The sequence below is a fragment of the Sphingobacterium sp. B16(2022) genome, assembly GCF_012030425.1.
Taxonomy (GTDB): domain Bacteria; phylum Bacteroidota; class Bacteroidia; order Sphingobacteriales; family Sphingobacteriaceae; genus Sphingobacterium; species Sphingobacterium anhuiense.
Window position 1 is genome coordinate 663669 of sequence record NZ_JAAUVN010000002.1, and the last position, 24096, is coordinate 687764.

Below are 24096 nucleotides of genomic sequence, written 5' to 3' on the forward strand. Positions count from 1 at the left end.
CATATTTCTTCATTATGGTGTGCATCTCGTGATGCACACCATAAATCTAAAATTTTTAATAATTGAATAATGCATGATATCAAAAATCTGAGATGGTTCTGTTTGTTTCTTTTCACACTGTTTGTGTCTGTATCAAAGGGGAATGCTTCGGATGCAAAGAGTTCTCAAAAGGAAAATATAGATCGCTTCATACAGCACCATCTGGAGGATGACTATTATTTTTCGTTGTTTAAAGACGAAGAGAATAACCTCACTTATGGATTTCCTTTGCCAGTGATATTAATAGATGAGGGTATTAACATATTTTCATCATCTAGGTTTATCCATACGGATGGTCCTGTCAAGATCGGGGATAAGTTTTATCGTATAGATCATAATAAAATTTATCGAACTGATGGGAATGGCGATAAGCTAGTTGAAGCTAATAAATTTGTAAAACCGATCGATTTGTCTATGACAAAAAATGTTGTTGGTTTGATTTTGACTGCTGGTTTAATGTTTTTTATGTTTATAGCATTGGCAAGATCATACCGGAAAAATAAGTTGCCACAGGGATTTGGACGAGTGTTAGAGCCTCTTATTATCTATGTGCGCGATGAAATGGCTAAGCCTAATATCGGCTCTAGATATCAGGAGTTTTTGCCTTATCTTCTTTCTGTTTTCTTTTTAATATGGATTTTAAATCTGATTGGGTTAACTCCTTTAGGTTTTAATGTTACTGGAAATATTACGGTGACATTATGTTTGGCTTTATTTACTTTAATCATTACCAATATGAAGGCATCTAGGAGTTATTGGAAGCATATTTTCTGGATGCCAGGTGTTCCAATTCCTTTTCGTATCGCATTGATGCCGATTGAGGTTATCGGAATTTTTACCAAAGCTTTCTCCTTAATGATCCGACTGTTCGCCAATAATGTAGCTGGTCACACTGTTATTATGGGGCTTATTGCAATTATTTACTTATTGAATAATCAATTGACATTGGGGGGAAGTATTGTTGTTTCACTTTTACTGACGTCCTTTTTGTTTATTATCAAGTTATTGGCGGCATTTTTACAAGCTTATATCTTTACAATGCTTTCCTCTCTTTTTATTGGACTGGCGGTGCAAGAGGATGAGCATCATTAATTCTTGACGGGGGCTAACTTCAGCTTAGACATATTTTTTTTCCTAACAACTTCGTACCGCTCATAACAAAGGAGCGGTACGAAGTTGTTTTTAATAAGGACAGGTTTACATCAGTCCAAATTTCAATCCGATAAAAAAAGTTCTTGGTCGACTAGGACCATAAATATAATTACTGTCTCTATTTTTACCGATATCAAAATCTTTCTGATATTGATTGAACATATTCTGAATACCGATATTGAATTGAAGATCCTGCTTAATTTGTTTTAAGGTAAATCGATAGGATAATTTGATGTTATTTTCTAAAAATGTGGGTGAGGTGTTAAGGACATCCTGATCAATGCCTGGGGCACCTGCAAAATGAGGTACTTTCATCGGACCAGTCAAAACTCCTGATAAAACGGCATTGAAGCGATTCTGGGGCCAAAAACTGAGTGTATAATAACCGTAAAGATCGGGCGAACGCAGATATTTTCTTGTTCCTGAAATAGTAGAAGACCAAGATACAGCTTCATCATAGGTTGATTTTTGGAATGTTAAACCCGTCTCAAGCTGTATTTTCTGATCATAATTGAATCTTCCTTCAGCTGTGATTCCTCTTACGGATGAGCTGGATCCATTTTTTCGTAAGAGTTGCTGATTGTTATTTTGATCGGTACCGATTTCTTCTAAAACAAAAGTATTATACAGTCGTGTGAAAAAGCCATCTACCGTGAAACCGTAGATAAAATGTTCGCTTGCTCTATTGAAATCTAATGAAACGTTAAAGCTATTGGACGTTTCTGCGATCAAGTTGTCATCTGTTCTAATGACGGAAACTCCACCTCCGGCAAAAGCCATATGCATGTCGGTTTCTAATGCTTGCGGTGCTTTAAATCCTCTCGCGTAGGATGTGCGAAGCTGGGTTTCACTACCCAATTTATATAATGCACTTAACCTAGGGGTCAGTACAAGTTTATCTATACGATTGGATTTATTTAACCGTAGTCCTGATAGCACGGTTAATTTTCGGGTTACTTCCCAGTCACTTTGTAAAAAAGCACCTAATAGATTTACATGCTGATCAATGAGATAATCATATGCCTTAATTTCATCGAAAGTATATTCATATTGATTTTCAATTCCGGTGGTGAAGGTGTTTTTTCCATTCAGAAAATCAGAGCTGATGTAGTTGTATTGGACTCCGCTTTGAATGGAGTGATTTTTTGTATGCCCCCAGGCATCGATCTGATCTATACCTGTATAATGTGTTCTTTTTGTGTTTTGAGCAGCGCCATAAACGCTAAATGAGCTTTCTTTATCTTTTGCCTGATGTTCATAATTGAAACCTCCTACTAAGATATTATGTAACCGATATTCGGACTGGTCGGCTTTGTCGGCTTGCAGATCCAATTTATTTCCACCTTTTCTTTCTTCGTTGATACTCCAACCATTTATTTCTAGTTTATCCTGAGGAGATAACTTAAAAAATGAATTGAAACCAAAGGAGTTGTTTTGTAACATAGGCATTTCGGAAAAACCATCGCCATTTGCATCGTAAGAATTACGGTTGCGGTGAGATGCAAAGAAAGAAACTCCCGCATTTTGCTCTTCATTGACTGCTGTTAGATTGGCATTGAAAAAATGATCCCAGGTTTTGTTGCCCATTAATGAACTGTTATTTGAAAGTGTAAAGGAGCTTTTTTGGGCTTGCTTGGTCAGAATATTGACTGTTCCGGCTATAGCTGATGAACCATATAAGACTGATCCACCCCCCCTGACAATTTCAACACGATCAATCATGTTGGCAGGTATCTGTTCTAATCCATATAAACTCATCAATGAACTAAATACGGGCCGACTATTAATTAAAACCTGTGAATAAGAACCTCCTAATCCATTCATCCGCAATTGAGAATAATTGCAGGTCTGACAGTCTGTTTCCATACGTAAACCGGGCTGAAAACATAATCCGTCGGCTAAGGTGTTGGATTGTGTAATATTGAATGTTCTACTATCTAGGATATTGACTGCTACAGGACTTTCAGACCTTTTGCGCGCCGTGCGGGTACCGGTTACGACGACACTATTTAAGCGATTGCTGATCGAGGTCAATGCTACATCTCTTACTTGAAGTTTTGTATCTGCTATTGTTAACGTTAAAAGCTTTGTCGCAAAACCAATGAAACTTACTTTGATCTGATGCGAACCTACAGGGATATTTTGCAATTCATAATTTCCTGTGCTGTCTGCTTTTGTGGCAAGACCTAATAGGGGAATGCTTACTGTGGCCCATTCAATAGGTTCTCCTTCGCTATCTGTTATTTTACCTTTTAGACGTGCAGTTTGGGCAGAAAGAGTCAAACTCATCAAAATGAGGACTCCTGTTATTAAAAAAATGTTAATGTTCATTATGTAAATATTATTTGTTAGTCATGCAAATCTATAAAGTTTGTATGAACTAACAAATTATTTATAACAATATTGTTAGATTGTGCTAATAATTAGTAGTTTTGTTATAATGATATCACAGACTGAAGAAAATTATCTGAAAGCATTATTTGCTTTGACGAGCACAAAAGGTGAAGCCAGCGTAAATGAATTAAGTAAACTGCTGGATATAAAAATGCCTACCGTTAATGGTATGATGAAACGCCTCAGTGAAAAGGATTTTGTTATTTATGAGAGTTATAAACCATTAAAGCTTACGGAAAAGGGCAAGAAAGAGGCATCATTGATTATTCGGAAGCATCGTCTTACCGAGATGTATCTTGTGGAGAAAATGGGTTTTGGCTGGGAAGAGGTACATGATATTGCGGAACAAATTGAACATATAAAATCTCCAGCATTTTTTGAGAAAATGGATGAAATTTTAGGTTTTCCTGAAGTGGATCCTCATGGTTCTCCCATACCAGATGTAAATGGTAAATTAAAATTAAAAGAGTTTATTAAATTGAGCGATTGTAAAAGTGGAGATGTCGTAAAATTTATGGCTGTTAGACCTTCTTCGGAAGAATTGCTTAAATTTTTAAATAGCCGTCAATTGATTCTTGGGTCTGTGATTACCATAAAATCTGTTGAATTATTTGATAAGAGCATGTCTGTTAGTTACTCGGGTGATGGAACCGAGGTTTTAAGTAGTATGGTGTGTGAAAAATTGCTCGTAGAACATATCAGTAAATAGGTTAATCTATATTTATAAATATAGGAAATAAGCATAGGAATAGAATTGTAGTTTCTAATGCTACAAGATGAAGTGTATTTCTCGTATTTCTTGTAACATTTTAAGTACTAAAAATCAATTTTGGAACAGCTCATTGAGCTGTTTTTTTATAAGCAAACGTTTGATTCGGTAGTCTAATGACGTTTGGACTAGTGGACCACACTTCTTGATGATCTGGCTTGCAACTTGGCTTTTGCGCATATTATTATATATTTGAAATACAAAAATAAGGTTGACTTATTTATTGTTATCGTTTTTTATGCGCTTTTCCTATGAATGGCACATGAAAAAGGGACGACAATTAAGTTTGGCTCATTTTTGTTATACTTCAAACCAATAATTATGTACCTAAGATATCAACTATTATCTTTTCTCCTTATCGTTTGCCTGTGCTCATTTGCTGTACAAAAACCTAAAAATTATCCTCAAAAATCTTTCCATAACCTAGCATTGCGTTTAGATGGTCATGATAATGATGTAAGAACGGGTATGGGTGTTTTACGGAATGAATGGACGATAGAAGCATGGATAAAAGGAGATGATCGTATATGGAAGGAGTATGAAGCTATCTTTGGTGGCGGTGAGTATAGCGATCTAAATAGTTGTGATAATATGCCGTTAGTGGTTAAAAATGGTTATTTGCATAGTAATGGCGCAGGGATTACTGCTCCAGAGAAATTGGATGATAATTGGCATCATGTAGCGGCTTCCTGTAATGGGAAGTCTACTTTTTTATACTTAGATGGTAAAGAAGTGGCTCGTAAAGACACAGTGGTTGCCATTTTACCGGGTGCTATTGGTCTCCACGAGAAAAAACAAAGTTTTGGTGGATTGATTGATGAGGTTAGAATTTGGTCAAAAGCTGTTCCTATCAACGTAATCAATAAGTGGAAAAATAGATCTGTTGAAAGAACTCATCCCCAGTTTTCTGCCCTCGTAGGCTATTATACATTTGATGATTTTAAAGATGTGGTATCGGTAAACTGGGTAGGAAAGGGACATCTATCTTATCACTTGAGAAATGGACGCAGTGACTATTATGGCCAGCTTCCGATGGCATATACGGTAGAAAATACCAATGTTTCTTTTCAGAATTTTAATAAGAAACAGCAATTGTTTAATGCGGTCGTTGTACAGAATGAGTGGGATTTAGAACAAGGTACTGTAGATGGCCAGCTGTTAAAATTGAGGATTGTGGTACAGGGTGATCAAAAAGCGCTTAGCTTGGACGAAATTAAGCTTGATCTCACGCAAAACTCTTCTTTGAAAGATCTCAATGGTATAAAATTGTATTATACGGGGCAGTATCCTAAATCGAATATTAAACAGCCTATTTTCGATGGTACACAGCATCTCGAAGGGAAGATGATTTTTAGGAATAAGGATGTAAAGGATAAATTTTACTTAAAACCAGGTGTTAATTATTTTCTCGTCAGTGCTGCTGTTCAAGATAAAGCGGAAGTCGGGCATCAACTGGGTGCGCTCATTACTCATTTCGTTTTGTCTGGAAAAAAATATAAACCTGAGATCGAGGAATCAAAGGTGAAACAGTTTGTTACTCCTAAAGACAAGAATAATTTTGTTAAAGTGCTACAATGGAATATCTGGCATGGTGGAGTGCATTTGGGTAAAGATAAAGGCCGAGAACGCATTATTGATTTGATCCAAACTTCTAATGCGGATATTATTACCATGCAGGAAGGGTATGGTGCACAGGATACGATCGCAAAAACTTTGGGATTTTATTTACAAACCAAATCTTCAAAGGACAATCTGGCATTGTTCAGTAGATATCCTATCAAGAAGATCCAATCAAGTGAACCGTTTAAATCTAATCCTGCAACGATCAAACTACCTAATGGACGTGATATTATAGTGAATGGCTGCTGGCTTAGATATGCGTATCGACCTGAATATACAAGTGGTTATCAAAACTTTGGTATGGAACCTAAAACCTGGGTTGCAGAAGACGCTATACTTTCTTTGGTGGATGTGAGAAATTTATTAGAAAAGGATGTTGATCCTTATGTTGAATCTGTAGATCAACCTATTATAATAGGCGGAGATTTCAATTCTTATAGTCACCTGGACTGGACAGAGAAAACTAAAGATCTGCATTTTGGTTATGGTGCTGTACCATTTCCGACATCGAAGTTTATGATAGAAAACGGTTTTAAGGATTCTTTTCGTGAAATTAATCCTGACGAATTAGGTAATCAGGGCGGAACTTTTGCACCTATATATGGTCAAATGCCTGATGCCAGAATAGATTTTATTTACTATAAGGGGGCTATTCAGGCGATCTCATCAAAAATCATTAGGACAAGTCCGGAAATTGATGACGTTTGGGCTTCTGATCATGCTGCTGTGATGACGATTTTTGAAACTACGTTAGGTAAAAATATTAATAAATAGATCTCGATCGTACTTTCATGAAGAATTAAAGTTATTAGCAATTGTTTATTTGATCTATACTTTACTAATTGTTCTGAAACCAAAATTCGGGAACAGTGTATCGCGCAAAAAAGTAAAAGTTTTTGAAAAAAAATAATCAATCTGCGATTTGATTTTCTCAAGGTATCTCCAGTAGTACCAGAATTGGATCTACTACTGGAGATTTTAATTTATTGCTTTTCTAGAACCCATTTTTGATTATTAGTCCCAATATTATTATTGATACTGTATAATACAAGTTGTGTATTATCACTCGTGCTACTTCCGGGATTGTCGATGATGTATCCTTTGCTGAGAATGGTTTTAATGTAAACTGTATTATTGCTTTCCAGAAAATTGATGGTCCATTGTTGATTTTGGTTTGTCGAATTGGTATATTGAATTAATCCTGTGTTGATGTCATCTATACTTCCTGGAATATCGATAGATTTGGAACTAGCAACGTTTACTAAAGCATACCCAGCGCTTCCGGCAACGATTTTCCATTTTTGTGAATCACTTATGCTATTGCTATACTGTACGATCTGAGCTGCATTAGCGGTACTATTATCGCGAACAGTGAGGTATTTACCGCTGCTTACATTTTTTATTTTGTAGGTATCATTCGCACTGAAAATGGTGAGCGGAATTAATTTTGAGGCTGCTTGTTGATTAAAAATATCTGTTAATGTTATGCGGACTGTATAATTTCCTGATGTTAAACTGCTTGATAACGTGTCCACTCTTTTTTCGGGTTTAATTTTCTCCTGCGTTTGTATTACAGACCCTGAAGCATTTAAAAGCTCAAGTTTATAACTAAGCTGCGGTGATTTGTTTTCATTTATTCCCCAGGATACAATCAGCTTGTTGTTGTGGTAACGTACAGTACTATAGCTGTTTTCTATGGTCGTTAATTCCGGTGCATTACCTTGACCTGCCTGTGCTGGTAAATTTAGTACCCGCCCTGTACCAAAGGCTGGATCTGGCGTGGTGGAACCACCGTGTTCCATGAAATATGCGTCTTCTGTACTGTTGTATTTGACATTAAAGGCGCGATCAAATTGACCATTACGTACTGAATCATTGTCATTGGCAGAGAAATATCGGCTACTTGATTTTTCCCAAACGTTATTGATACTTAAATTCCAATTGTCTTTAAGAAATGCTTTACGGTGAAATCTACCATCATAATTTGGATTATCTCCGACCCAATTTTCTAAAAATGTTCCAGTACCTGACCCCAGATATCCTGCGCTTGCTTCACGGCCAATTGTAGAGGTATGCAACCATTTTCCTGTAGATAAATCTTGAACGAAATTGGCAATATATATTTTTCCATTTTCCTTCCAGGAACGAATGACCATATTATACCAAGTGTTGAGCGTCCAATTATAAGGATTTAATGTCTTTTGCCCATCGCCTTCACCACCAAATCGGCTGGCAATTGTTTTGCTATCGAGATAAGAGTAAAACGCTAAATTATTTGTTGCAGTATTTTTGTCCCACAGTGATGCGAGCATAATATTGGAAGTGCCATAGCGCAGGTCTGGTGTATCTTGAAGTCCCATATAACCGCCGTTATAATTTAGGACAGAAAAGTATTCCGTTTTTGCCGTATTTGTGATCTTTATTTTGCTCATTTTCAATATTGCATCAGAAGTGAAATTGTAAACAAGATGTTGTGAAGGAGCTGCATTACTACCTGTCAATGTGAGGTTAAGTAAATCTTTGTCACTCTGTGAGATTAGATTTGAAGGCTTTTCTAATCCCGATTTTACAATTTCCTTTGAACACGCTATTGTGCTCAATGCAGCGAGAAATACGCTGTGAATCATTAATTTTCTTATAAAAGGATCTGTTTATAATGGGTTATTATTGCGTATTCTTGACGCAATGGTATTAAGGTAGGAAGTTTTCTTTGTATAATTAGCAGCTGATTTTAATGAAATCGATTGCGCAATTTTTAGTGTAATAAAAGAATGTGGGACAGATAGTGAGTTGTTTAAGATGTTGATTTTCAGTTTTATTCGGAACGCTGTTTAAATGATTAAAAAAAAATCATCAGTTTTTTGTTTAGACAAACAAACTTATGCTCGGTTACTATTGTTATATTATTAAGTTGCTAAATATTAAAAACATTAAAATAACATATATTATGGGAAATTTATTATATATAATCGCAGTCATTTTAGTCATTATCTGGGCGATCAGTTTTTTAGGAGGTTTCTACAGTGGCGGTATTATCCACGCTTTATTAGTCATTGCAATTATTGTAGTATTGTTGCGCGTTATTAGAGGAAATGCATAAACTTTAACTTACTGATAAACATTCAGGATATTTCAAGAGGGTAGGTTGAAAAGAGACTTTTTAAAAGTCTCTTTTTTATTATACAGGATCTGAATAAGTTGCAAATGCGTAATCTAATTCCTACTTTTTTGATCTGGAATAAGCAGATGGACTGACGCCTTTGCTATTTTTATAGAAATGAGAGAAATGACTTTCGTCGTTGAATCCAAATTCGTCAGCAATCTGTCTGAAAGTAAAAAGTCCTGACGCTAATCGTTTATCGATCAATGTTATTTTATATGCTGTTAGATAGTCGCGATAACCCATGTCGAAGTTTCTTTTAAAATAGGTGCTGAAGTAAGTAGGTGCAATATTAAAGTGGGCTGCAATTTGTTTAATTTGTATTTGCTTTGGTTCATAAATATGTTGGTGAATATAAGAAACAAGAAGTTCCTTTGCCGGGAAATTATTTATTCCAAATAATAACATTTTTGTCATCGTTTCTATGATTATCCCGAATATGGAAAGAATCTGATGGAAAACAAGTGGAGATGTGGAAAGTGATCCAACACTATTATAAAGTAAGATATTATCTATTGTATTCCTTAATATTTTCCTTATCTCTGGATTGAATTCTAGTTTTATTTCTTTCAATATTTTATTATTCATGATCGCAATAGGCTTATTTAGTGTTTGATTCTGTTGCGTCCAATGATTGCTATTACTGAAATAATCGTCAGTGAATTTGATTGCTATTACCCTTGTCCTTTTTTCAATTTTGAAATTATGTTCATCTTCAGGTGATATTACAAAGAGATCTCCTGCGTTATAGGCTAAGCTGTTGTTGTTGATCTCATGAATTCCCGACCCTTTATAAATATATACCAGCTCATAGTAGTTCTGTCCATGAACGGTTAGGTGGAAGTTGGATTCCTCAAAGTCAAATAATTTCAACGCATCAAATTGCTTGAGTTTGGTCATATGCGAGGCTGCTTTATGTAGTACTTCTCTTTGTTAAACTTCGTGATACATCTCTTCCAATACTCAAAAATTGTTCTAAATACCGTTGATTACCATCATTATTATAACTTATTTATTTTTTGTTTAAAACAAATATACATACTAATGTTGTTTTTATACATGCGATAGGGATTAACAGGGTGATAATTTTGCTGTCATAAAATAGCAAATTTTCACATGGACAATTTTGTAATGATCGCTTTCTGTATTAGTGCAGGAATGATCTTTCAGCATGCCAAATTCATGCCTCATGATGCACATAGAGGTATTAATATCTGGATATTGTATTTAGCTTTACCAGCTGTATCATTTAAGTATATTCCACATATCACATGGAGTAATCAGATGGTTTTTCCTGCAATCTCTCCCATTATTGTCTGGGCAGGAAGTTGGGTATTTATGGAATTCTACTGTCGTTATAAAAAGTATGGGCAACGTACCCGCAGTACTTTAGAATTATCTAGCGGTTATAGTAATACTTCTTTTATTGGATTTCCCTTAATTACGGCCTATTTTGGAGAACATGATCTGAGTATTGCTATTATTTGTGATCAGGTGATGTTTGTTCTTTTGTCTACTATTGGAATTATTGCGGCAGTTAAAGGAAATCCTTCCGATACAGGGGGAGTTAAAGTTTCTTTATTAATTAAACGCTTATTTACTTTTCCTCCTTTTATCGCTTGTGTTAGCGCTCTTTTTTTGTCCAAATTTATCGATTTGCAGGTAGCAGAACCGTTTATCAATAAATTAGCAGCTACTGTTGGTCCGCTTGCTTTGTTTTCTGTAGGTCTACAGCTCAAGTTTAAAGGGTGGAAACAGCAAATTTCACAACTTTCAATGGCGATGTTATATAAACTCATGATTGCTCCTGCTTTGGTACTGTTTATTGCGGTTATTATGGGTATTAAAGGGGATATCGCCCGCATCAGTATATTTGAAGCCGCTATGCCAACATTAATTACCTCGGGCATTATTGCAGAGCAGTTTCGGTTAAATGCCCGGTTAGTGAATCTGATCATAGGGATCAGTATTTTAGTAGGATTTATAACGACTGCATGTTGGAATGGAATAATGGATTATTTCATGATTTAAAAAGTTTTAATTTTCAATCTTAATGTATGACAATTCTTAAAGGTTAGATTTCAGTTTTGTTTTTGAATTCATTTGTTTCTCTATTTTTGAGTTCCGCTGTAATTTCCTTTAGCTTTTTGAAAAGAATGATTGCGATCGTTGATAGTGAAAAAGGTATCGCTAAAAGGGCACTGAACTTTTTGGTTATGGAAATATAAATCCCCATTGCTAATAGCAGTACCAACATTGAGGTTAACGTAATGGCTATGACTGCCGTTGTTTTTTTTGCTTGCAGCAATTCTTCATTACTGTATTCACTGAGTGGTTTCTTATTCATAAATAGGTTCCGTTTTAATAATTTAAATTTAATATCGCTAATTTTTTGTCGATTTTACTACAGTGAAAAGCAAAGGTTAGTTTAATTGTTTTTATCTGTTATTTATAAGTTTTAAACTTAACCTTTTTTCGACTTTGCAAATCGTTTTGCTAGGTAATTTCTAACAGGAATATCATATAATTTTAAACAGATATAAGCCAAAATAATACTTCCTATGACTACAGCTGCCGCGCCAGGTAAGGATTGCTCGAAAGTGAGTTTATTATTTTTTACCCAGGCATAGTAAAGATAAATAAAAGGATAATGTACAGTATATAATGGGTAAGAAATGTCTCCTAAGAATCGACATAATCGAGTTGTATATTTATCTGTGCTTTTGCCTGAAGCGCCTAGATAGACAAGAATAGGGAATATTACTACGCAACAAATGGTGTCATATAGCCCATTTATCCATAAGTGCTCTGCTCCACCTAGGCGGGGTAGGGCTAATAGGGTCACTATAGTGATACTGCATATCCAAAAGGCTCCCTTAATATTAGCGGGTCTGAAAATTCGGGAGAGCAATAAGCCGGCAGAGAAAGAAAATAGAACGCGTAAAAATCCTGCTGTAAATTCTATTTCAGTTAACGAGAAACCGGCACAAATGTCCCCATACGGTCCTGCAATGGCAAATGTTGCTAAACCACAACCTGCAATAAAAACTAATAATGCTAGAATCTTGGTTGAAAATTTTCGAATAATTAAGGCATAAAGAATATTTCCAATATATTCAAAGAATAATGACCAGCTCGGTCCGTTTAGCGGAAACATCTCACCTAGACCCCTAACTTCATGTCCCGGCATGGCCGGAATAAGTAATGCATTTAATAATGTTGCTCCAAGTAAAGCCATTACAGTTACGGATGATACATCCCATACTGAACATCCTTGAAAGTAAAACATAATTGCACCTATAACAGCTCCCATTACAACCATCGGGTGTAGCCGTATGATTCTGCGTCTGATAAAATCTTTTGTAGACATTTTTGACCAGCGATCATCATAAGCATAACCGATAACAAATCCAGATAAAATGAAGAAAAAATCAACAGCTAGGTAACCATGATTGATACGTTGATCCAAATGACTGGTCGCAAATGCTTCAAAAATGTGAAAACATACCACAGTAATTGCTGCTACACCCCGAAGTCCATCCAGTACGTTGTAATGTGGTTTATTAAGATCGTGTGTGAGCGAATTGGTTTGTGTGTTTAGCATGCAGACAAATTTGATTAGTAGTATATTTTTATTGAATAGCCAAAAGACCGTGAATATAGGAATTAATTACAGTTTTTGAAATAATTATGATCTTAAAAAATGGAAATTTCTTTCAATTTTCGTAATATTTTTGCTATTATTATAGTTATTAGATTCATTAGTTGTAATTTGCTCAATATTTATGCAATTATAATACCTTACAATGAAAAGGAAACTAAACCTATTATTTCTCTTTCCTATATTATTGGGATTTACCAATAATATTGAAAAGCCAGTACATCAAAAAGTAAAAAATGAAAATGTACATTATTCAACGACAGCTACATTACATGCTCAGGATAGCTTAAAAACTTTATCAGGAGCTCCGGCAGACCTGATTATGACCTCTTTTACAGCTGCGGATCTTACTCCTAGTCCAGCTTGTTTAGCTGTGGCGCCTACGGGTGAAGTTTACGTTGGGGTTGATATGATCGGATCTTTAGGAAAAGATATGGGTAAAGGGTTTATCCGCAGATTTGTTGACACGGACAACGACGGGAAAATGGATAAGCATACTGATTTTGCACGTGTTGATAATCCCCGTGGTATTTTTGTTTTAGGTGATCAAGTTTTCGTTTTGCATACGACGTTTGATGCATCGACTGGAAAAGCAACAGGAATGGATTTAGTTGTATTTGAAGATAAAAATCAAGATGGGGTTGCGGATGGGGTAGCTAAACCACTTATAGTGGGTCTAAGTAATACCAAATATATTCAAGAGCGTGGTACGGATCATGCTACTAATGGAATAAGGATGGGTATTGATGGTTGGATGTATATTGCAGTTGGTGATTTTGGATTTCATAATGCAACAGGTACAGATGGCAAGAAATTGACCATGCTGGGGGGAGGAATTTTACGTGTGCGTCCTGATGGAAAAGAAATGGAAATATATACACATGGATTACGTAATATCTATGATGTCGCTATTGATCCATATATGAATATCTTTACCCGTGATAATACCAATGATGGTGGCGGTTGGGACATTCGTTTTTCGCATCAGATTCAATCTGGAGAGTACGGCTATCCTTTGTTATTCCAAAATTTTACAGAAGAGATTATTCCTGCTTTGGCCATGTTAGGTGGTGGATCGGGTACAGGATCTTTATATATGGACGAGGATACTTGGCCTGAAAAATATAATAAGGTACCGATGATGGCGGATTGGGGCAGAAGTTTCTTATATATGCATCATGTTACACCAGATGGACCAAGTTTTACACAAAAAGAAGAAGAATTTATCCAATTGCCACAAATTACAGATTTAGATGTGGATGGTTCCGGCAGGTTATATCTAGCAGCTTGGGATGGAGCTGGTTACTCAGGTAACCCGGATAAAGGTTATGTTGCGCGCGTAGTACCAAAAGGATGGACATACAAAGCTTTTCCTAATACGAAGAAAGCATCTATTGGCGAGTTAACTAATCTTTTGAAATCGGGTAGTGCAACAACTAGGCTTTACGCGTCACAAGAACTTGTTTCCAGATCATCAGATGAAGCAACAGCAGCTGCTATTAGTATTGCTAAAGACAAGAGTTTAGGGCTCAGTGCTCGTGTTGCCGCAATATATACTTATGCACAGTTGGCAAAGGAAAAAGCAATTCCGGTTTTGGTTGAACTTACAAAGGAGGATCAGATCCGTGAATTTGCGTTACGTGCTTTGGCTGACCGTATGGGATCATTAGAGCAAGTGCCAATTGATCCATTCATTGATGGATTGAAAGATGCTTCCGTACGTGTACAAACGGCTTCAATGGTTGGTTTGGGTCGCTTGGGCCGAGTAGAAGCTGCTAATGCATTATTGCAGACAAAGGTGCCGGCATCTTTTGTTGCTCCCGCTAAAGGAGTGGAGGGGCCACACGATAAACCTAATGCCGCCATTATACCTGCACATCTAGCGGTTAAAGCGTTAGTTCGCTTAAATGCAGTTAATGCAAGTGTAGGTTTTTTGGGAACAGAAAATCCTGATCTAGCTTTATGGGCTATGCGTTATATGCACGATGCCAGAGCAGTTGATGGCTTAATCGCTGCTTATGGAAAATCAAAAGATCAAAAATTTAAAGATAAGATTCTAGTAACCTTAGCTCGCTTATATAAGAAAGAAGATGCTTATGATGCTTCGTGGTGGTGGGGAACTCGTCCTGATTCGCACGGGCCATACTATAAAGGAGTTGTTTGGGAATCTTCACCGGTCATTGAGAAATTCCTGAAGGCAGAGAGCGTAAAAGCTGGAGCGACGAAAAAACAATTTTTTTCGGATCTGAATGAGAAATTCCGTATGGAAATTGCTTCTTTTAATGTTGCTAAGAAAGAGGTTGCTGTAAAAGAAGTTAAGGAGAAAAAAGTTGATTTAGAAAAAATCAAAAACCAAAAAGGGCAAGTAGGAAAAACATCCATTGAGGATATTATGTTAGCATTAGCTAAAATAAAAGGTGATCCGGTAAAAGGAAAAGCGCTATTTACAAAACAAGGATGTTTTGCATGTCATAGTCTTAGTAAAAGTGAAACGATGAAAGGACCATTTATGGGACAAATTGGTGCAATCATGAATCGTGAACAAATTGCCGAATCAATTTTAAAACCAAATGCTTCAATTTCTCAAGGATTTGCAACAGTTTTGATCAGCACTAAAGACAAAAAGAGTTTTATGGGTTTTGTGACACAGGAAACTGCTGATAAAGTTGTATTGAGAGATATTGCTGGATCTGTTACGACAATCAAAAAAGCTAATATTGCAAAACGTACGGAAATGGGTAACTCGATGATGCCCGCTGGATTGGCAAATTCATTAACAGTTGAAGAATTTGCTTCACTAGTTGCGTTTCTAGCAAAACAAAAATAAGAAGTCTTAACATTTATATCATTAGAGGCCGTCAGCTACATTTAAGTTGGCGGCCTTTTTATGTTTCTTGTCAGCCTAATGATAAATTATTTATGGATATCTTTTGCTATAATAATCGAAAAGAAAATTGATCTTTGATTTGGACTTGACAAAATAATATAAAATAGATAATTTAACATATAGAAAAAGATTCATGATTTTTAACGGATCGTTTTTTTATAATTTGCTCGGGATTATAGTCTACAGCTACTTAGACTAATCGAGAAGAGTAAAAAACAAACAAACTTAAAGCCGTTCTGTGTTGTTATATAATAAAAATATGTTCGGTCAAAGACAGCTTATGAGTTGTACTTGTGGAACTATTTTGTTGAATAATATAATATATAACAGGTTTTTGAGGTTATATCATTGAGTATCATTTTTTTAATTAAATTGAGTATGGGAATACGTTTTTATGTCTGTCTTTTTTTCGTGGTAAGCTCGATCACATGTTTTGGTCAAATCAATATTGATAAGATGCGCTCAGATTATGCTTTAGCTGTAAAAGATAAAAAGCTCTGTGAAACGAATCTTAAAATCTTAGATGAGGGAGCAAATACAGTAACCGAAAAAGGATATCTTGCCGCATATGAGATTCTTTGGGCAAAACATAAAAACAATCCATTTACCAAATTAAGCCAGTTTAAGAAGGGTAAAAACTTATTAGAATCTGTTATTGTCAAACAAAAAGACAATATCGATCTGCGTTTTATCCGTTGGTCTGTGCAAACCCATGCACCCTCATTTCTCAATTATAGTAAAGATCGAATAGATGATAAAGAGTTTTTGGTGCATAATCTAAAAAAACTACCGAGTCAGGAAGGAAAAAAAATAATTTATAAATATCTGAGCGAAGCCAACAGCTATCTTAAGGGAGATCATGCATTCTCAAAAGCTGAGCTTGCTGAACTTTCAAAATAGTAGCTTAATTTTATAAATGGTTCCGTATAGTTTGTAAGAAAGATTACTTACTATTTTAATTTCTTGTTTTTAGAACATACTTTAATAGTTATTGAATGTTTTAAAAATGAGATTTTTTTTTTTGATTCTTACTTCTGCAATTACTTGTTTTTTATTTTTGAAATTAATTAAATGATCTGGACATGTAGTCTATCTAGGTATAGCTCTATAAAATTATTTCTATCCTTTTTGGTTTATATAAATAATTTTTTAAGAGATTAAGTTGAATTATAAAGGTTAAGCTGATCACCATACTTACTATATAGGAATGATTAATTTCCTATCCTAACAAATAGAAACCCCTGTAATCCGACAGAATATCGATTTCAATGTATTGCAATAAATTGTTTAAATAATTATCGTACTTATTCACTACAGCTGTAAGTACCCGAATTTATATAATTTACGAAAATTGAGAAGATTGAAGTCTAAAGTATTTGCATTATCAATGAAGTCTAGAATAATCTAATGCATCTTGTAATGATTAATGGGCAAGAACTAAGTGAAGTTTACTTAGTTCTTGCCCATTAAGTGCATTTATATTTACTGTAACTAATACATGGAAGTATTATACGTTAAATTATCCTCTGGTTAACCAACCACTTCTTCCCGCAGTTGCAATTGCATAAGGTGTGATCCAGAATAGTGAAAGTGCGTAAAAAATACTATATGTATATGCCCAGATTGCTTCCTTCTTATTATCACTTTTTGAAGCAAAAAAGAATGCTTGGACGCTTGAAAAAATCAATATACCGACAAAAGTAGCACTCAGAAACATTAGTGGATAATGAAATATTGTCCATAGCATTAATACAAGCAAAGGATAAGAAAGTAAGACTTTTTTCCACTGCATAAGCAATAAGATACGCGTACCCAATTTTTTACCTTCTCGGAAGTTGGTAAAAGCAAAACGGCTCATCATGATGTTTTCGCGTACATTACTTCTCTCCCAACGGATATACATTTTATATAGATTTTTGTATCGTACAGGAGTATCAGTATATACATAAGCATTGGACTGAAATAGTACGTGATATCCTTGTTTTAGAATCATATTTGTCATAGCACGATCTTCCCCAATATCTGATGGTTGATCCATAAAGGTCTGGTTAATCCAATCTTCAAGACAATTCATGACCGATTCTTTTCTGTATGCAGATAAGGCTCCAGGTGTACACATTACTGAACCTAATACACTTTGTGCAGAGCGTACAAATTCAAAACTAAATATAAAACTAACACTGAGCATACGTGGAATAATTGCTTTCTTATTGTTTAAAACACGTACATTTCCTGCAACTGCTCCACAATTCTCATTTTTTACAAAAGGAGAAACCATATTACGCAAAGTGTCTTTTTTTACAATAGAATCACTATCAACTGTAATAAATACATCGCCTTTTCCTAATTTGAATCCACGATATAATGCATGTCGTTTACCCATATTCTTAGGTTGCTTATAGATTTCCACACGGTCACCCAATTCTGCTTTGGCACGCTGTATCCAGGTAAACGTATCATCTTTACTTCCATCATCAATAGCAATTATCTGAAGTTTCTTTTCTGGGTAATCACTATTAGCGAGACTGTGTAAGGTATCATATACCAGATGACCTTCATTATATGCGGGTACTATAATGGTACATGAAGGCAGCTCCTCATTTGAAACCGAAGCTATCGGTTTATACTTCATATGTAAAACAATTAGATAAACTAAAAAGCTTACGCTAGTTAAAAGTAAAAAAATACCAAATCCAACAAGCAATGTTCCACCTATACTGTTTAATCGTTCAAATCTTAATGCTTCAAATTCTGTTTGAAGCATATACAAACCGAAAACCGATGTTAGTAAGATCAAAAATGTAAAGCCCCAAATGCTATATTCTTTGAGACCATATTGCATTGTTTTACGTAACAAATTATTTTTTTGTTGTTTCGATTCCAGCTCTTTTGAATTAAATACTGCTGGCTTGACTTGCATCTTAACCTCCGATGAGGGAGTGAGAACTTCTTCCATGTAATTCATATTCTTCTTTATTATGAGTGTGTGCTAATGCATTTGATTTTGCTATCAAATGATAAACTATCTTTTGTAATAAGAATATTACGATTGACTATTTACAAAACACATGCCCTAATAACCATTTAAAAAATATGTTAATTGCTGATTGTAACAAACTTGATATAATTATTGGTATCATAAACAACTGATTTATAGTGGTGTTATCGTCGTTTTTAGATGCTTTGGTATACTTGTTAAATATCTGTTAGATAATTAGATATTTAAGGTTTTTTAACATTTCGGACATGTTGTCCTATGTTATTTATTCTTTTTTGTTGTCACTTGAAGACAGTAAATAACCAAAATTATCTCATTGGCTGATGATTTACTGTTACCATCTGGAAAATTAAGCAACTAAATTTGTACAGAAGTTATGATAGGGTCTATGTTAAAATTTTGGCACTAATTATTCAATTAAGGTTGAATTTAATTTCTTGGAGTATATGCGTAAATCCAAATCTTGCTCGAAGGATGATAGATTATAAATAATTCAATTATATAATGATGAAACTTAAATATTTTACCCTTGATTTTGTCTATCCGCTATAATAACGATTTGCTTATTAAAAGTAAGTATATCGACCTCCAGAGGTGTGATGTTGCTTTTAATATAGTGGAGAATTCTAATATCTAAAAATAATATGCTAATATTTTTAGATGTAATAAATTATAGTTATATTAGTACTATTAATATTAGTATACTTTGTAGTTTGATTATGGAAAAGAAACCAGCTTGCTGTCCGCTTTGTGGTGCTCGCACAGAATGGATTACCGAATTTATGAATGCGTCTTATGTACAGATTCATACTTGCTTAGATATTCACTGCTGTTATGGATTTTTAGTAAAGGAATAATGAACGGGTGTGAAAAATTGATATATTGAACGGGTGTTTACTTCTTTTTATGTATAAGTAGTGCTTATAAGTAGTGCTTAAAGGAGTCAGTCTTGCGTGGCTAATTGGTCGTATATTTGTTCTACAGTTTAAGAAATAAATTGCAGATCCTTAGCCCTCTGGAGAAAGGCTATTCAGAAAAAAGATTCCGGTAAGGTGCAGTAATAGCATGCGGATAAGAGTATTTATTCTTTTTCCCTGCTTATATGAGGGAAAAAGAATGTGTATAGTATGAGGTTTAATATGAAATCAACATATTGAGATGGGGTGTTATTTCATTGAAACGACCAGGCCTTTATATCTCGTCTATAGGATTTTCCTTACTTTATTTTTCAGATTGCTTTTTAGGTTTTTTTACAAGGATGTATATTGAGAATGCAAAGACGGTAAAATAGACAGCTGCTAATGCGGGTTTTTCAAATGTAAAATTTTCAAAGTCGAACTGCTTAAACAAGGTCACTCCGAGTATAATAGCGATAATGCTAAATACAAATGATATTGGTTTTCTATTTTCCATATTTTTAATGTTTTATAAGTAAGTCGATTAGTGTTCCTATTGTTAATGCAATTGTTACAGAAGTTAATATTCCTAACACGAATGCGGCGAATGCTTTTAAATAGTTTATAGTCTTCTTTTTGTCAAAGAAATGACCAATAGCCCAACTACAATAGGCAATACCAATCATGCCTCCAAATTGCATTAAGTCAATTTGTATCAAACCATATAAGCAAGCAAAAAATGCATATATAAGCATCTCTATACCTGTAACAAAACATAGTAATATTAAAATTTCAAAAAAATTATAGTCATATTTTTTGAAAAATATTTTAACCCAAAAAGCAGTAAATACTCCCAGTATGATGTTGGCATAGCCATAGTGACTTTGTACCCAGCTGAAAATTCTGCCTGTGGTGGTGGTTGAGATTCCGTCATATTTTACATAACCTTCCTCAATATGGAAAAATCCGTTAACAATTGTATATAGAAGGGAAGTGATGATGATAAAAATAATAGGTTTTACAAGTCGAGCTCTATTTTCTGAAATATAACGTCTCACATTGTCCCCAGGGCTAGTTATTAATTCCTTGATGGTATATAGGATACCTCTTTCAAAATGTAATACATGTTCGATCTCGTGTGCAATATAATGCCCATCTATTCTCTTTAGTTTTGAAGGTTGTCCGCAGTTTGGACAGTAATTCTGATATACTTCGTTGTTGCAACTTTTACAATTCATCTCTCTTCATTTAATAATTTGGCTAGTATTTATTTACAAATGGTTAGATCGGTAGCAACTTCCATTTTTGATATAAATATTGAAATGTATATGGATGAAACAGTTTGTCATTATCCATGAGTCAAATGTATTAAGTTTAATCGTTAGTACGCATCGTTCCTATTAAATCTACACTTTTGTGTAGGAATAAAATCAATACTCATTTTGCAATCAAATTGAATATACAGAAGCTATTGAATGATATTGCGAAATTGATTGTTAATTTTTATAATTGATGAGCATAAGTGCATCTTATTATGAATTAGAAAAGTGACAGTTCAATTGCTATGGTTGTAGCTTCTGTAATACTTTTTACTTTTAACTTGGAGAATATTTGCTTTTTGTAGAATTTAATAGTATCGATAGAAACAAAAAGGATTTCAGCTATTTGCTCCATTGTTAATCCTTGGGCAGAGTATCTTAGAACATCTTTTTCTCTTTTTTTTAATAATATTGCAGGTTTTTCTGACCAAATATTATTGATCAGATCATATTCGAAATAAGATTTGTCAAATTCATTCTTTATTCTAATATTTCCCGCTTTAGCATGAGACGATATGGACACCAAACAAAGTGCTATCCAAAGGTTTGAGGAGTTGTCTAGTAGGAGAGGCTTTAGCTTGTGATTGATCAGAATTGGTTTTCCTATTGGTTGCTTAAGGTGGAAGTCATATGAAATGGAATGTTGCATCCGATCTTCTTCCGATAGATTTTTGAGGAAATCAAAGCCACTATCATTAATTTTTTTTAATAGTAGAAGATCTTCTTCAGGTACATTATCAAGATAATGCTGATAACCATTTTTCAAAACCTCATCAGCTGTACGACCACAAAGAAATATTGGATTGTCGGACACAAAAAGAAATCCCTTTTTATAATAATCAATCAAATACACACTTTGATAAGTTAATTGACTGAGTGATCTCGCAAAATCTACGAGAGGTTTGGTTATATTATAATCCAGCTCATTAAGAGTATCTTTAAAATGTACGGGCTCAAAAAAATCATCAATATTTATATTCATAAAGTAAGGTTAGTAGGTATAAAATGGTTATCTCCTAATCTATTTTACAAAGTAATGAAAAATGAAGGAAAATCGAACCTTAAATTTAATGTGACTTTGGATCATTTTTATGTATCTTGAAATGTAAAAATTAGTTGTACATAGATTAAATTAGTTAATTAAATGATGGTAGAAATACGGAATGCGATTGAATCTGATATTGAGATATTATTAAATTTTGAAAAAGGAATAGTAGATGCTGAAAGACCCTTTGATGACAGTTTAAAAGAAGGGGAGATTCACTACTATGATTTAATGGATCTCATTCGAAGTGAGCGAGCAGCGTTATTGGTGGCTGTTGTTAATAATGAAATTGTAGGTTCAGGCTATGGTAAAATTTTGGAGGCGAAACCGTTTCAAAAACATAAGGAATACGCGTATTTGGGTTTTATGTATGTGAATCCCACATTTAGAGGTCAGGGTATTAACGGTGTAATTTTACAAAAACTTATGGAATGGGCTAAAAGCCGTGGCTTAACGGAAGTTAAATTGGATGTTTATGATGCAAATGTAATTGCTAAAAATGCCTATCTAAAAGCGGGATTTAAACCCCATTTATTGAAAATGCGTTTAGACTTGTAAATCCTTTTACATTGTAAATTTATAGCTATGTCACTTAATAAAAGTGATCGTGTGCAAGTTTTTGTCTTGAATCTTATCTTATTAAATGTTTTACATCAGATATTTAATAGATAAAGTCGGGATAGCTAAGGTAACCAAGGTATACGAACTGATGTAGTAAGATCCAGTCCGTATACCTTGATTGTAATTATTCTTATGAAGACTTTTAATTCGCTAATAGCGCGAGTAATTCTTTCGCTGTTTCTTCTGAAGAACCTGGGTTCTGTCCAGTAATTAGGTTACCATCTTTTAAAACATAGCTGTTCCAGTCCTCTCCTTTACTGTATATCCCTCCAAGTTTTACCAGTTCATCTTCTACTAAAAAGGGAACAACATTGGTCAATTGCACAGCTTCTTCTTCAGAGTTCGAAAATCCTGTAACTTTTTTCCCTTTAACTAATGACGAACCATTAGTATCTTTTACGAAGCGCAATACTCCAGGAGCATGACATACTGCGGCAACTGGTTTATTGTTCCTCCAGAATGCTTCAATAAGTGCGATAGACGTTTTATCATTTGTTAGATCCCAAAGAGGACCGTGTCCTCCCGGATAAAAAATGGCATCATAATCTTGCTCACTTATTTCCTTTAATGGAATGCTGTTTGCTAGTTTAATTTTCAGTTCTTTATCTTCATCAAATCGTTTTGTTGCTTCTGTCTGAAATTCTGGAAGCGCACTTTTGGGGTCTATGGGTGGTTGTCCGCCTTTAGGAGAAGCAATTGTTACATTTACACCTGCATCGGCCAAAACATAATAGGGAGCGGCAAATTCTTCAACCCAAAATCCTGTTTTATTACCTGTATCTCCAAGTTGGTCATGCGATGTCAGTACAACCAATACTTTTAAATTCTTTTTTTCCATCTTTGAAAATTTTAAATGTTTAAAATGATATCACAAAATAGGGCATAAATCATTAGACCTTTATGTGATATACATCACATTTTAAAGAAAGTTTGTTTTAGTGATATATGTCAGATTATTTGACCTGATAAAGTCTGCTTAATGTTTCGCGCGAAACTCCGAGATATGCCGCAATTAAATGCTTTGGTACCAGGTTATAAAGATCGGGATATTGTTGCATGAGTTGCTCATAACGGCTTCTAGCGTCATTGTTAAGCAAAGAGAGAATTCTTTTTTGTAAACCTATATATCCTTTATTTGAACGCCATCTTAGAAATGTTTCTATCTCGTGAATTTCTTTGCAGACTTTTTCCCGGTCTTCACTAAATAGGCAAAGAGCATTGGTGTCGATAACACAGTCTAGATTGACAGTCGCCTTTTTATTATTATGAAGTGCATCATAATCAGATGCCCACCAGGTTTTTGTCGCAAACTGTAGAATATGCATCTTTTGTTCATCGTTGACAAAAAAAGTTTTTAGGCAACCATTTAGAACAAAATATTCACATAATACACGATCCCCTATATTTATAACAGATTGTTTTCTTTTAAAGGATACAGGCTTTAAAAATGAGAAAAAGTAATCAAACTGTTCATCGCTAAGCTGGACAGTTTGTTCTATATGATTTCTAAGAATTTCACGATCGGACATGTGTAA

At 34.6% G+C, this 24096-nt stretch carries 19 protein-coding genes; 8 read left to right on the forward strand and 11 right to left on the reverse strand.

Annotated features, from left to right (window positions below):
• The first annotated feature begins 69 nt into the window (after positions 1-69).
• A complete protein-coding gene (gene atpB, locus HCX49_RS13090; protein ID WP_132770388.1) occupies positions 70-1131 on the forward strand; it encodes a F0F1 ATP synthase subunit A in 1062 nt (353 codons plus the stop codon).
• 105 nt (positions 1132-1236) lie between these two features.
• Here the strand turns inward: atpB and HCX49_RS13095 are convergent, their stop codons facing one another.
• Positions 1237-3522, reverse strand: coding sequence for a TonB-dependent receptor (locus HCX49_RS13095; protein ID WP_168127325.1), 2286 nt, complete (start codon positions 3520-3522; stop codon positions 1237-1239).
• Between the two features lie 109 nt (positions 3523-3631).
• Between HCX49_RS13095 and HCX49_RS13100 the strand changes: the two genes are divergently transcribed.
• Positions 3632-4294, forward strand: a complete 663-nt coding sequence (locus tag HCX49_RS13100; protein ID WP_168127326.1) for a metal-dependent transcriptional regulator — start codon at positions 3632-3634, stop codon at positions 4292-4294.
• Positions 4295-4675: 381 nt separating this feature from the next.
• The gene (locus tag HCX49_RS13105; protein WP_168127327.1) at positions 4676-6748 is read left to right on the forward strand and encodes an endonuclease/exonuclease/phosphatase family protein; all 2073 of its coding nucleotides are present in this window, start codon (positions 4676-4678) and stop codon (positions 6746-6748) included.
• A 209-nt stretch (positions 6749-6957) separates the two neighbouring features.
• Here the strand turns inward: HCX49_RS13105 and HCX49_RS13110 are convergent, their stop codons facing one another.
• The gene (locus HCX49_RS13110; protein ID WP_168127328.1) at positions 6958-8601 is read right to left on the reverse strand and encodes a DUF3472 domain-containing protein; all 1644 of its coding nucleotides are present in this window, start codon (positions 8599-8601) and stop codon (positions 6958-6960) included.
• A 320-nt stretch (positions 8602-8921) separates the two neighbouring features.
• Here HCX49_RS13110 and HCX49_RS13115 point away from each other — a divergent pair, with 320 nt between their 5' ends.
• Positions 8922-9074, forward strand: coding sequence for a lmo0937 family membrane protein (locus HCX49_RS13115; RefSeq protein WP_108158845.1), 153 nt, complete (start codon positions 8922-8924; stop codon positions 9072-9074).
• Between the two features lie 120 nt (positions 9075-9194).
• Here HCX49_RS13115 and HCX49_RS13120 read toward each other — a convergent pair whose 3' ends face one another.
• Positions 9195-10034, reverse strand: a complete 840-nt coding sequence (locus HCX49_RS13120; RefSeq protein ID WP_132770380.1) for an AraC family transcriptional regulator — start codon at positions 10032-10034, stop codon at positions 9195-9197.
• A 216-nt stretch (positions 10035-10250) separates the two neighbouring features.
• On the opposite strand from HCX49_RS13120, the gene HCX49_RS13125 reads away from it, so the two are divergent.
• Positions 10251-11165, forward strand: a complete 915-nt coding sequence (locus HCX49_RS13125; RefSeq protein WP_168127329.1) for an AEC family transporter — start codon at positions 10251-10253, stop codon at positions 11163-11165.
• 43 nt (positions 11166-11208) lie between these two features.
• Here the strand turns inward: HCX49_RS13125 and HCX49_RS13130 are convergent, their stop codons facing one another.
• Positions 11209-11481, reverse strand: coding sequence for a redox-active disulfide protein 2 (locus tag HCX49_RS13130; protein WP_132841860.1), 273 nt, complete (start codon positions 11479-11481; stop codon positions 11209-11211).
• Between the two features lie 117 nt (positions 11482-11598).
• Entirely contained in the window at positions 11599-12738 is a 1140-nt protein-coding gene (locus tag HCX49_RS13135) for an acyltransferase family protein (RefSeq protein WP_168127330.1), read from the reverse strand.
• 202 nt (positions 12739-12940) lie between these two features.
• Between HCX49_RS13135 and HCX49_RS13140 the strand changes: the two genes are divergently transcribed.
• Positions 12941-15622, forward strand: a complete 2682-nt coding sequence (locus HCX49_RS13140) for a c-type cytochrome (RefSeq protein ID WP_132770374.1) — start codon at positions 12941-12943, stop codon at positions 15620-15622.
• A gap of 438 nt (positions 15623-16060) precedes the next feature.
• Positions 16061-16582: a hypothetical protein gene (locus HCX49_RS13145; protein WP_021191673.1), complete on the forward strand. Its 522-nt coding sequence runs from the start codon at positions 16061-16063 to the stop codon at positions 16580-16582.
• A gap of 619 nt (positions 16583-17201) precedes the next feature.
• On the opposite strand, the gene HCX49_RS13150 is transcribed toward HCX49_RS13145, so the two are convergent.
• The 4 genes from HCX49_RS13150 to HCX49_RS13165 form a co-directional block, all read right to left on the reverse strand.
• Positions 17202-18638: a glycosyltransferase gene (locus HCX49_RS13150; RefSeq protein WP_021190265.1), complete on the reverse strand. Its 1437-nt coding sequence runs from the start codon at positions 18636-18638 to the stop codon at positions 17202-17204.
• Between the two features lie 1263 nt (positions 18639-19901).
• Positions 19902-20093, reverse strand: a complete 192-nt coding sequence (locus HCX49_RS13155) for a hypothetical protein (protein ID WP_132841866.1) — start codon at positions 20091-20093, stop codon at positions 19902-19904.
• 4 nt (positions 20094-20097) lie between these two features.
• Positions 20098-20814: a DUF3667 domain-containing protein gene (locus HCX49_RS13160; RefSeq protein WP_132841867.1), complete on the reverse strand. Its 717-nt coding sequence runs from the start codon at positions 20812-20814 to the stop codon at positions 20098-20100.
• Positions 20815-21115: 301 nt separating this feature from the next.
• The gene (locus HCX49_RS13165) at positions 21116-21877 is read right to left on the reverse strand and encodes a response regulator transcription factor (RefSeq protein ID WP_168127331.1); all 762 of its coding nucleotides are present in this window, start codon (positions 21875-21877) and stop codon (positions 21116-21118) included.
• A gap of 162 nt (positions 21878-22039) precedes the next feature.
• Here HCX49_RS13165 and HCX49_RS13170 point away from each other — a divergent pair, with 162 nt between their 5' ends.
• Complete coding sequence (locus HCX49_RS13170) at positions 22040-22498, forward strand: GNAT family N-acetyltransferase (RefSeq protein ID WP_206368455.1); 459 nt, start codon at positions 22040-22042, stop codon at positions 22496-22498.
• Positions 22499-22703: 205 nt separating this feature from the next.
• On the opposite strand, the gene HCX49_RS13175 is transcribed toward HCX49_RS13170, so the two are convergent.
• On the reverse strand, positions 22704-23399 hold the full coding sequence (locus tag HCX49_RS13175; RefSeq protein WP_132841871.1) for a type 1 glutamine amidotransferase domain-containing protein: 696 nt from the start codon (positions 23397-23399) through the stop codon (positions 22704-22706).
• A gap of 115 nt (positions 23400-23514) precedes the next feature.
• Entirely contained in the window at positions 23515-24090 is a 576-nt protein-coding gene (locus HCX49_RS13180; protein WP_132841873.1) for a Crp/Fnr family transcriptional regulator, read from the reverse strand.
• Positions 24091-24096 lie beyond the last annotated feature (6 nt).

Bases quoted from the DNA above. Each gene is read 5' to 3' on its own strand.
- HCX49_RS13100 (WP_168127326.1), top strand. From the start codon at position 3,632: ATGATATCACAGACTGAAGAAAATTATCTGAAAGCATTATTTGCTTTG.
- HCX49_RS13105 (WP_168127327.1), top strand. From the start codon at position 4,676: ATGTACCTAAGATATCAACTATTATCTTTTCTCCTTATCGTTTGCCTG.
- HCX49_RS13110 (WP_168127328.1), bottom strand. From the start codon at position 8,601: ATGATTCACAGCGTATTTCTCGCTGCATTGAGCACAATAGCGTGTTCA.
- HCX49_RS13135 (WP_168127330.1), bottom strand. From the start codon at position 12,738: ATGCTAAACACACAAACCAATTCGCTCACACACGATCTTAATAAACCA.
- HCX49_RS13175 (WP_132841871.1), bottom strand. From the start codon at position 23,399: ATGGAAAAAAAGAATTTAAAAGTATTGGTTGTACTGACATCGCATGAC.
- HCX49_RS13130 (WP_132841860.1), bottom strand. From the start codon at position 11,481: ATGAATAAGAAACCACTCAGTGAATACAGTAATGAAGAATTGCTGCAA.
- HCX49_RS13180 (WP_132841873.1), bottom strand. From the start codon at position 24,090: ATGTCCGATCGTGAAATTCTTAGAAATCATATAGAACAAACTGTCCAG.
- HCX49_RS13160 (WP_132841867.1), bottom strand. From the start codon at position 20,814: ATGAATTGTAAAAGTTGCAACAACGAAGTATATCAGAATTACTGTCCA.
- HCX49_RS13095 (WP_168127325.1), bottom strand. From the start codon at position 3,522: ATGAACATTAACATTTTTTTAATAACAGGAGTCCTCATTTTGATGAGT.
- HCX49_RS13165 (WP_168127331.1), bottom strand. From the start codon at position 21,877: ATGAATATAAATATTGATGATTTTTTTGAGCCCGTACATTTTAAAGAT.
- HCX49_RS13155 (WP_132841866.1), bottom strand. From the start codon at position 20,093: ATGGAAAATAGAAAACCAATATCATTTGTATTTAGCATTATCGCTATT.
- atpB (WP_132770388.1), top strand. From the start codon at position 70: ATGCATGATATCAAAAATCTGAGATGGTTCTGTTTGTTTCTTTTCACA.
- HCX49_RS13145 (WP_021191673.1), top strand. From the start codon at position 16,061: ATGGGAATACGTTTTTATGTCTGTCTTTTTTTCGTGGTAAGCTCGATC.
- HCX49_RS13150 (WP_021190265.1), bottom strand. From the start codon at position 18,638: ATGGAAGAAGTTCTCACTCCCTCATCGGAGGTTAAGATGCAAGTCAAG.
- HCX49_RS13120 (WP_132770380.1), bottom strand. From the start codon at position 10,034: ATGACCAAACTCAAGCAATTTGATGCGTTGAAATTATTTGACTTTGAG.
- HCX49_RS13170 (WP_206368455.1), top strand. From the start codon at position 22,040: ATGATGGTAGAAATACGGAATGCGATTGAATCTGATATTGAGATATTA.
- HCX49_RS13140 (WP_132770374.1), top strand. From the start codon at position 12,941: ATGAAAAGGAAACTAAACCTATTATTTCTCTTTCCTATATTATTGGGA.
- HCX49_RS13125 (WP_168127329.1), top strand. From the start codon at position 10,251: ATGGACAATTTTGTAATGATCGCTTTCTGTATTAGTGCAGGAATGATC.
- HCX49_RS13115 (WP_108158845.1), top strand. From the start codon at position 8,922: ATGGGAAATTTATTATATATAATCGCAGTCATTTTAGTCATTATCTGG.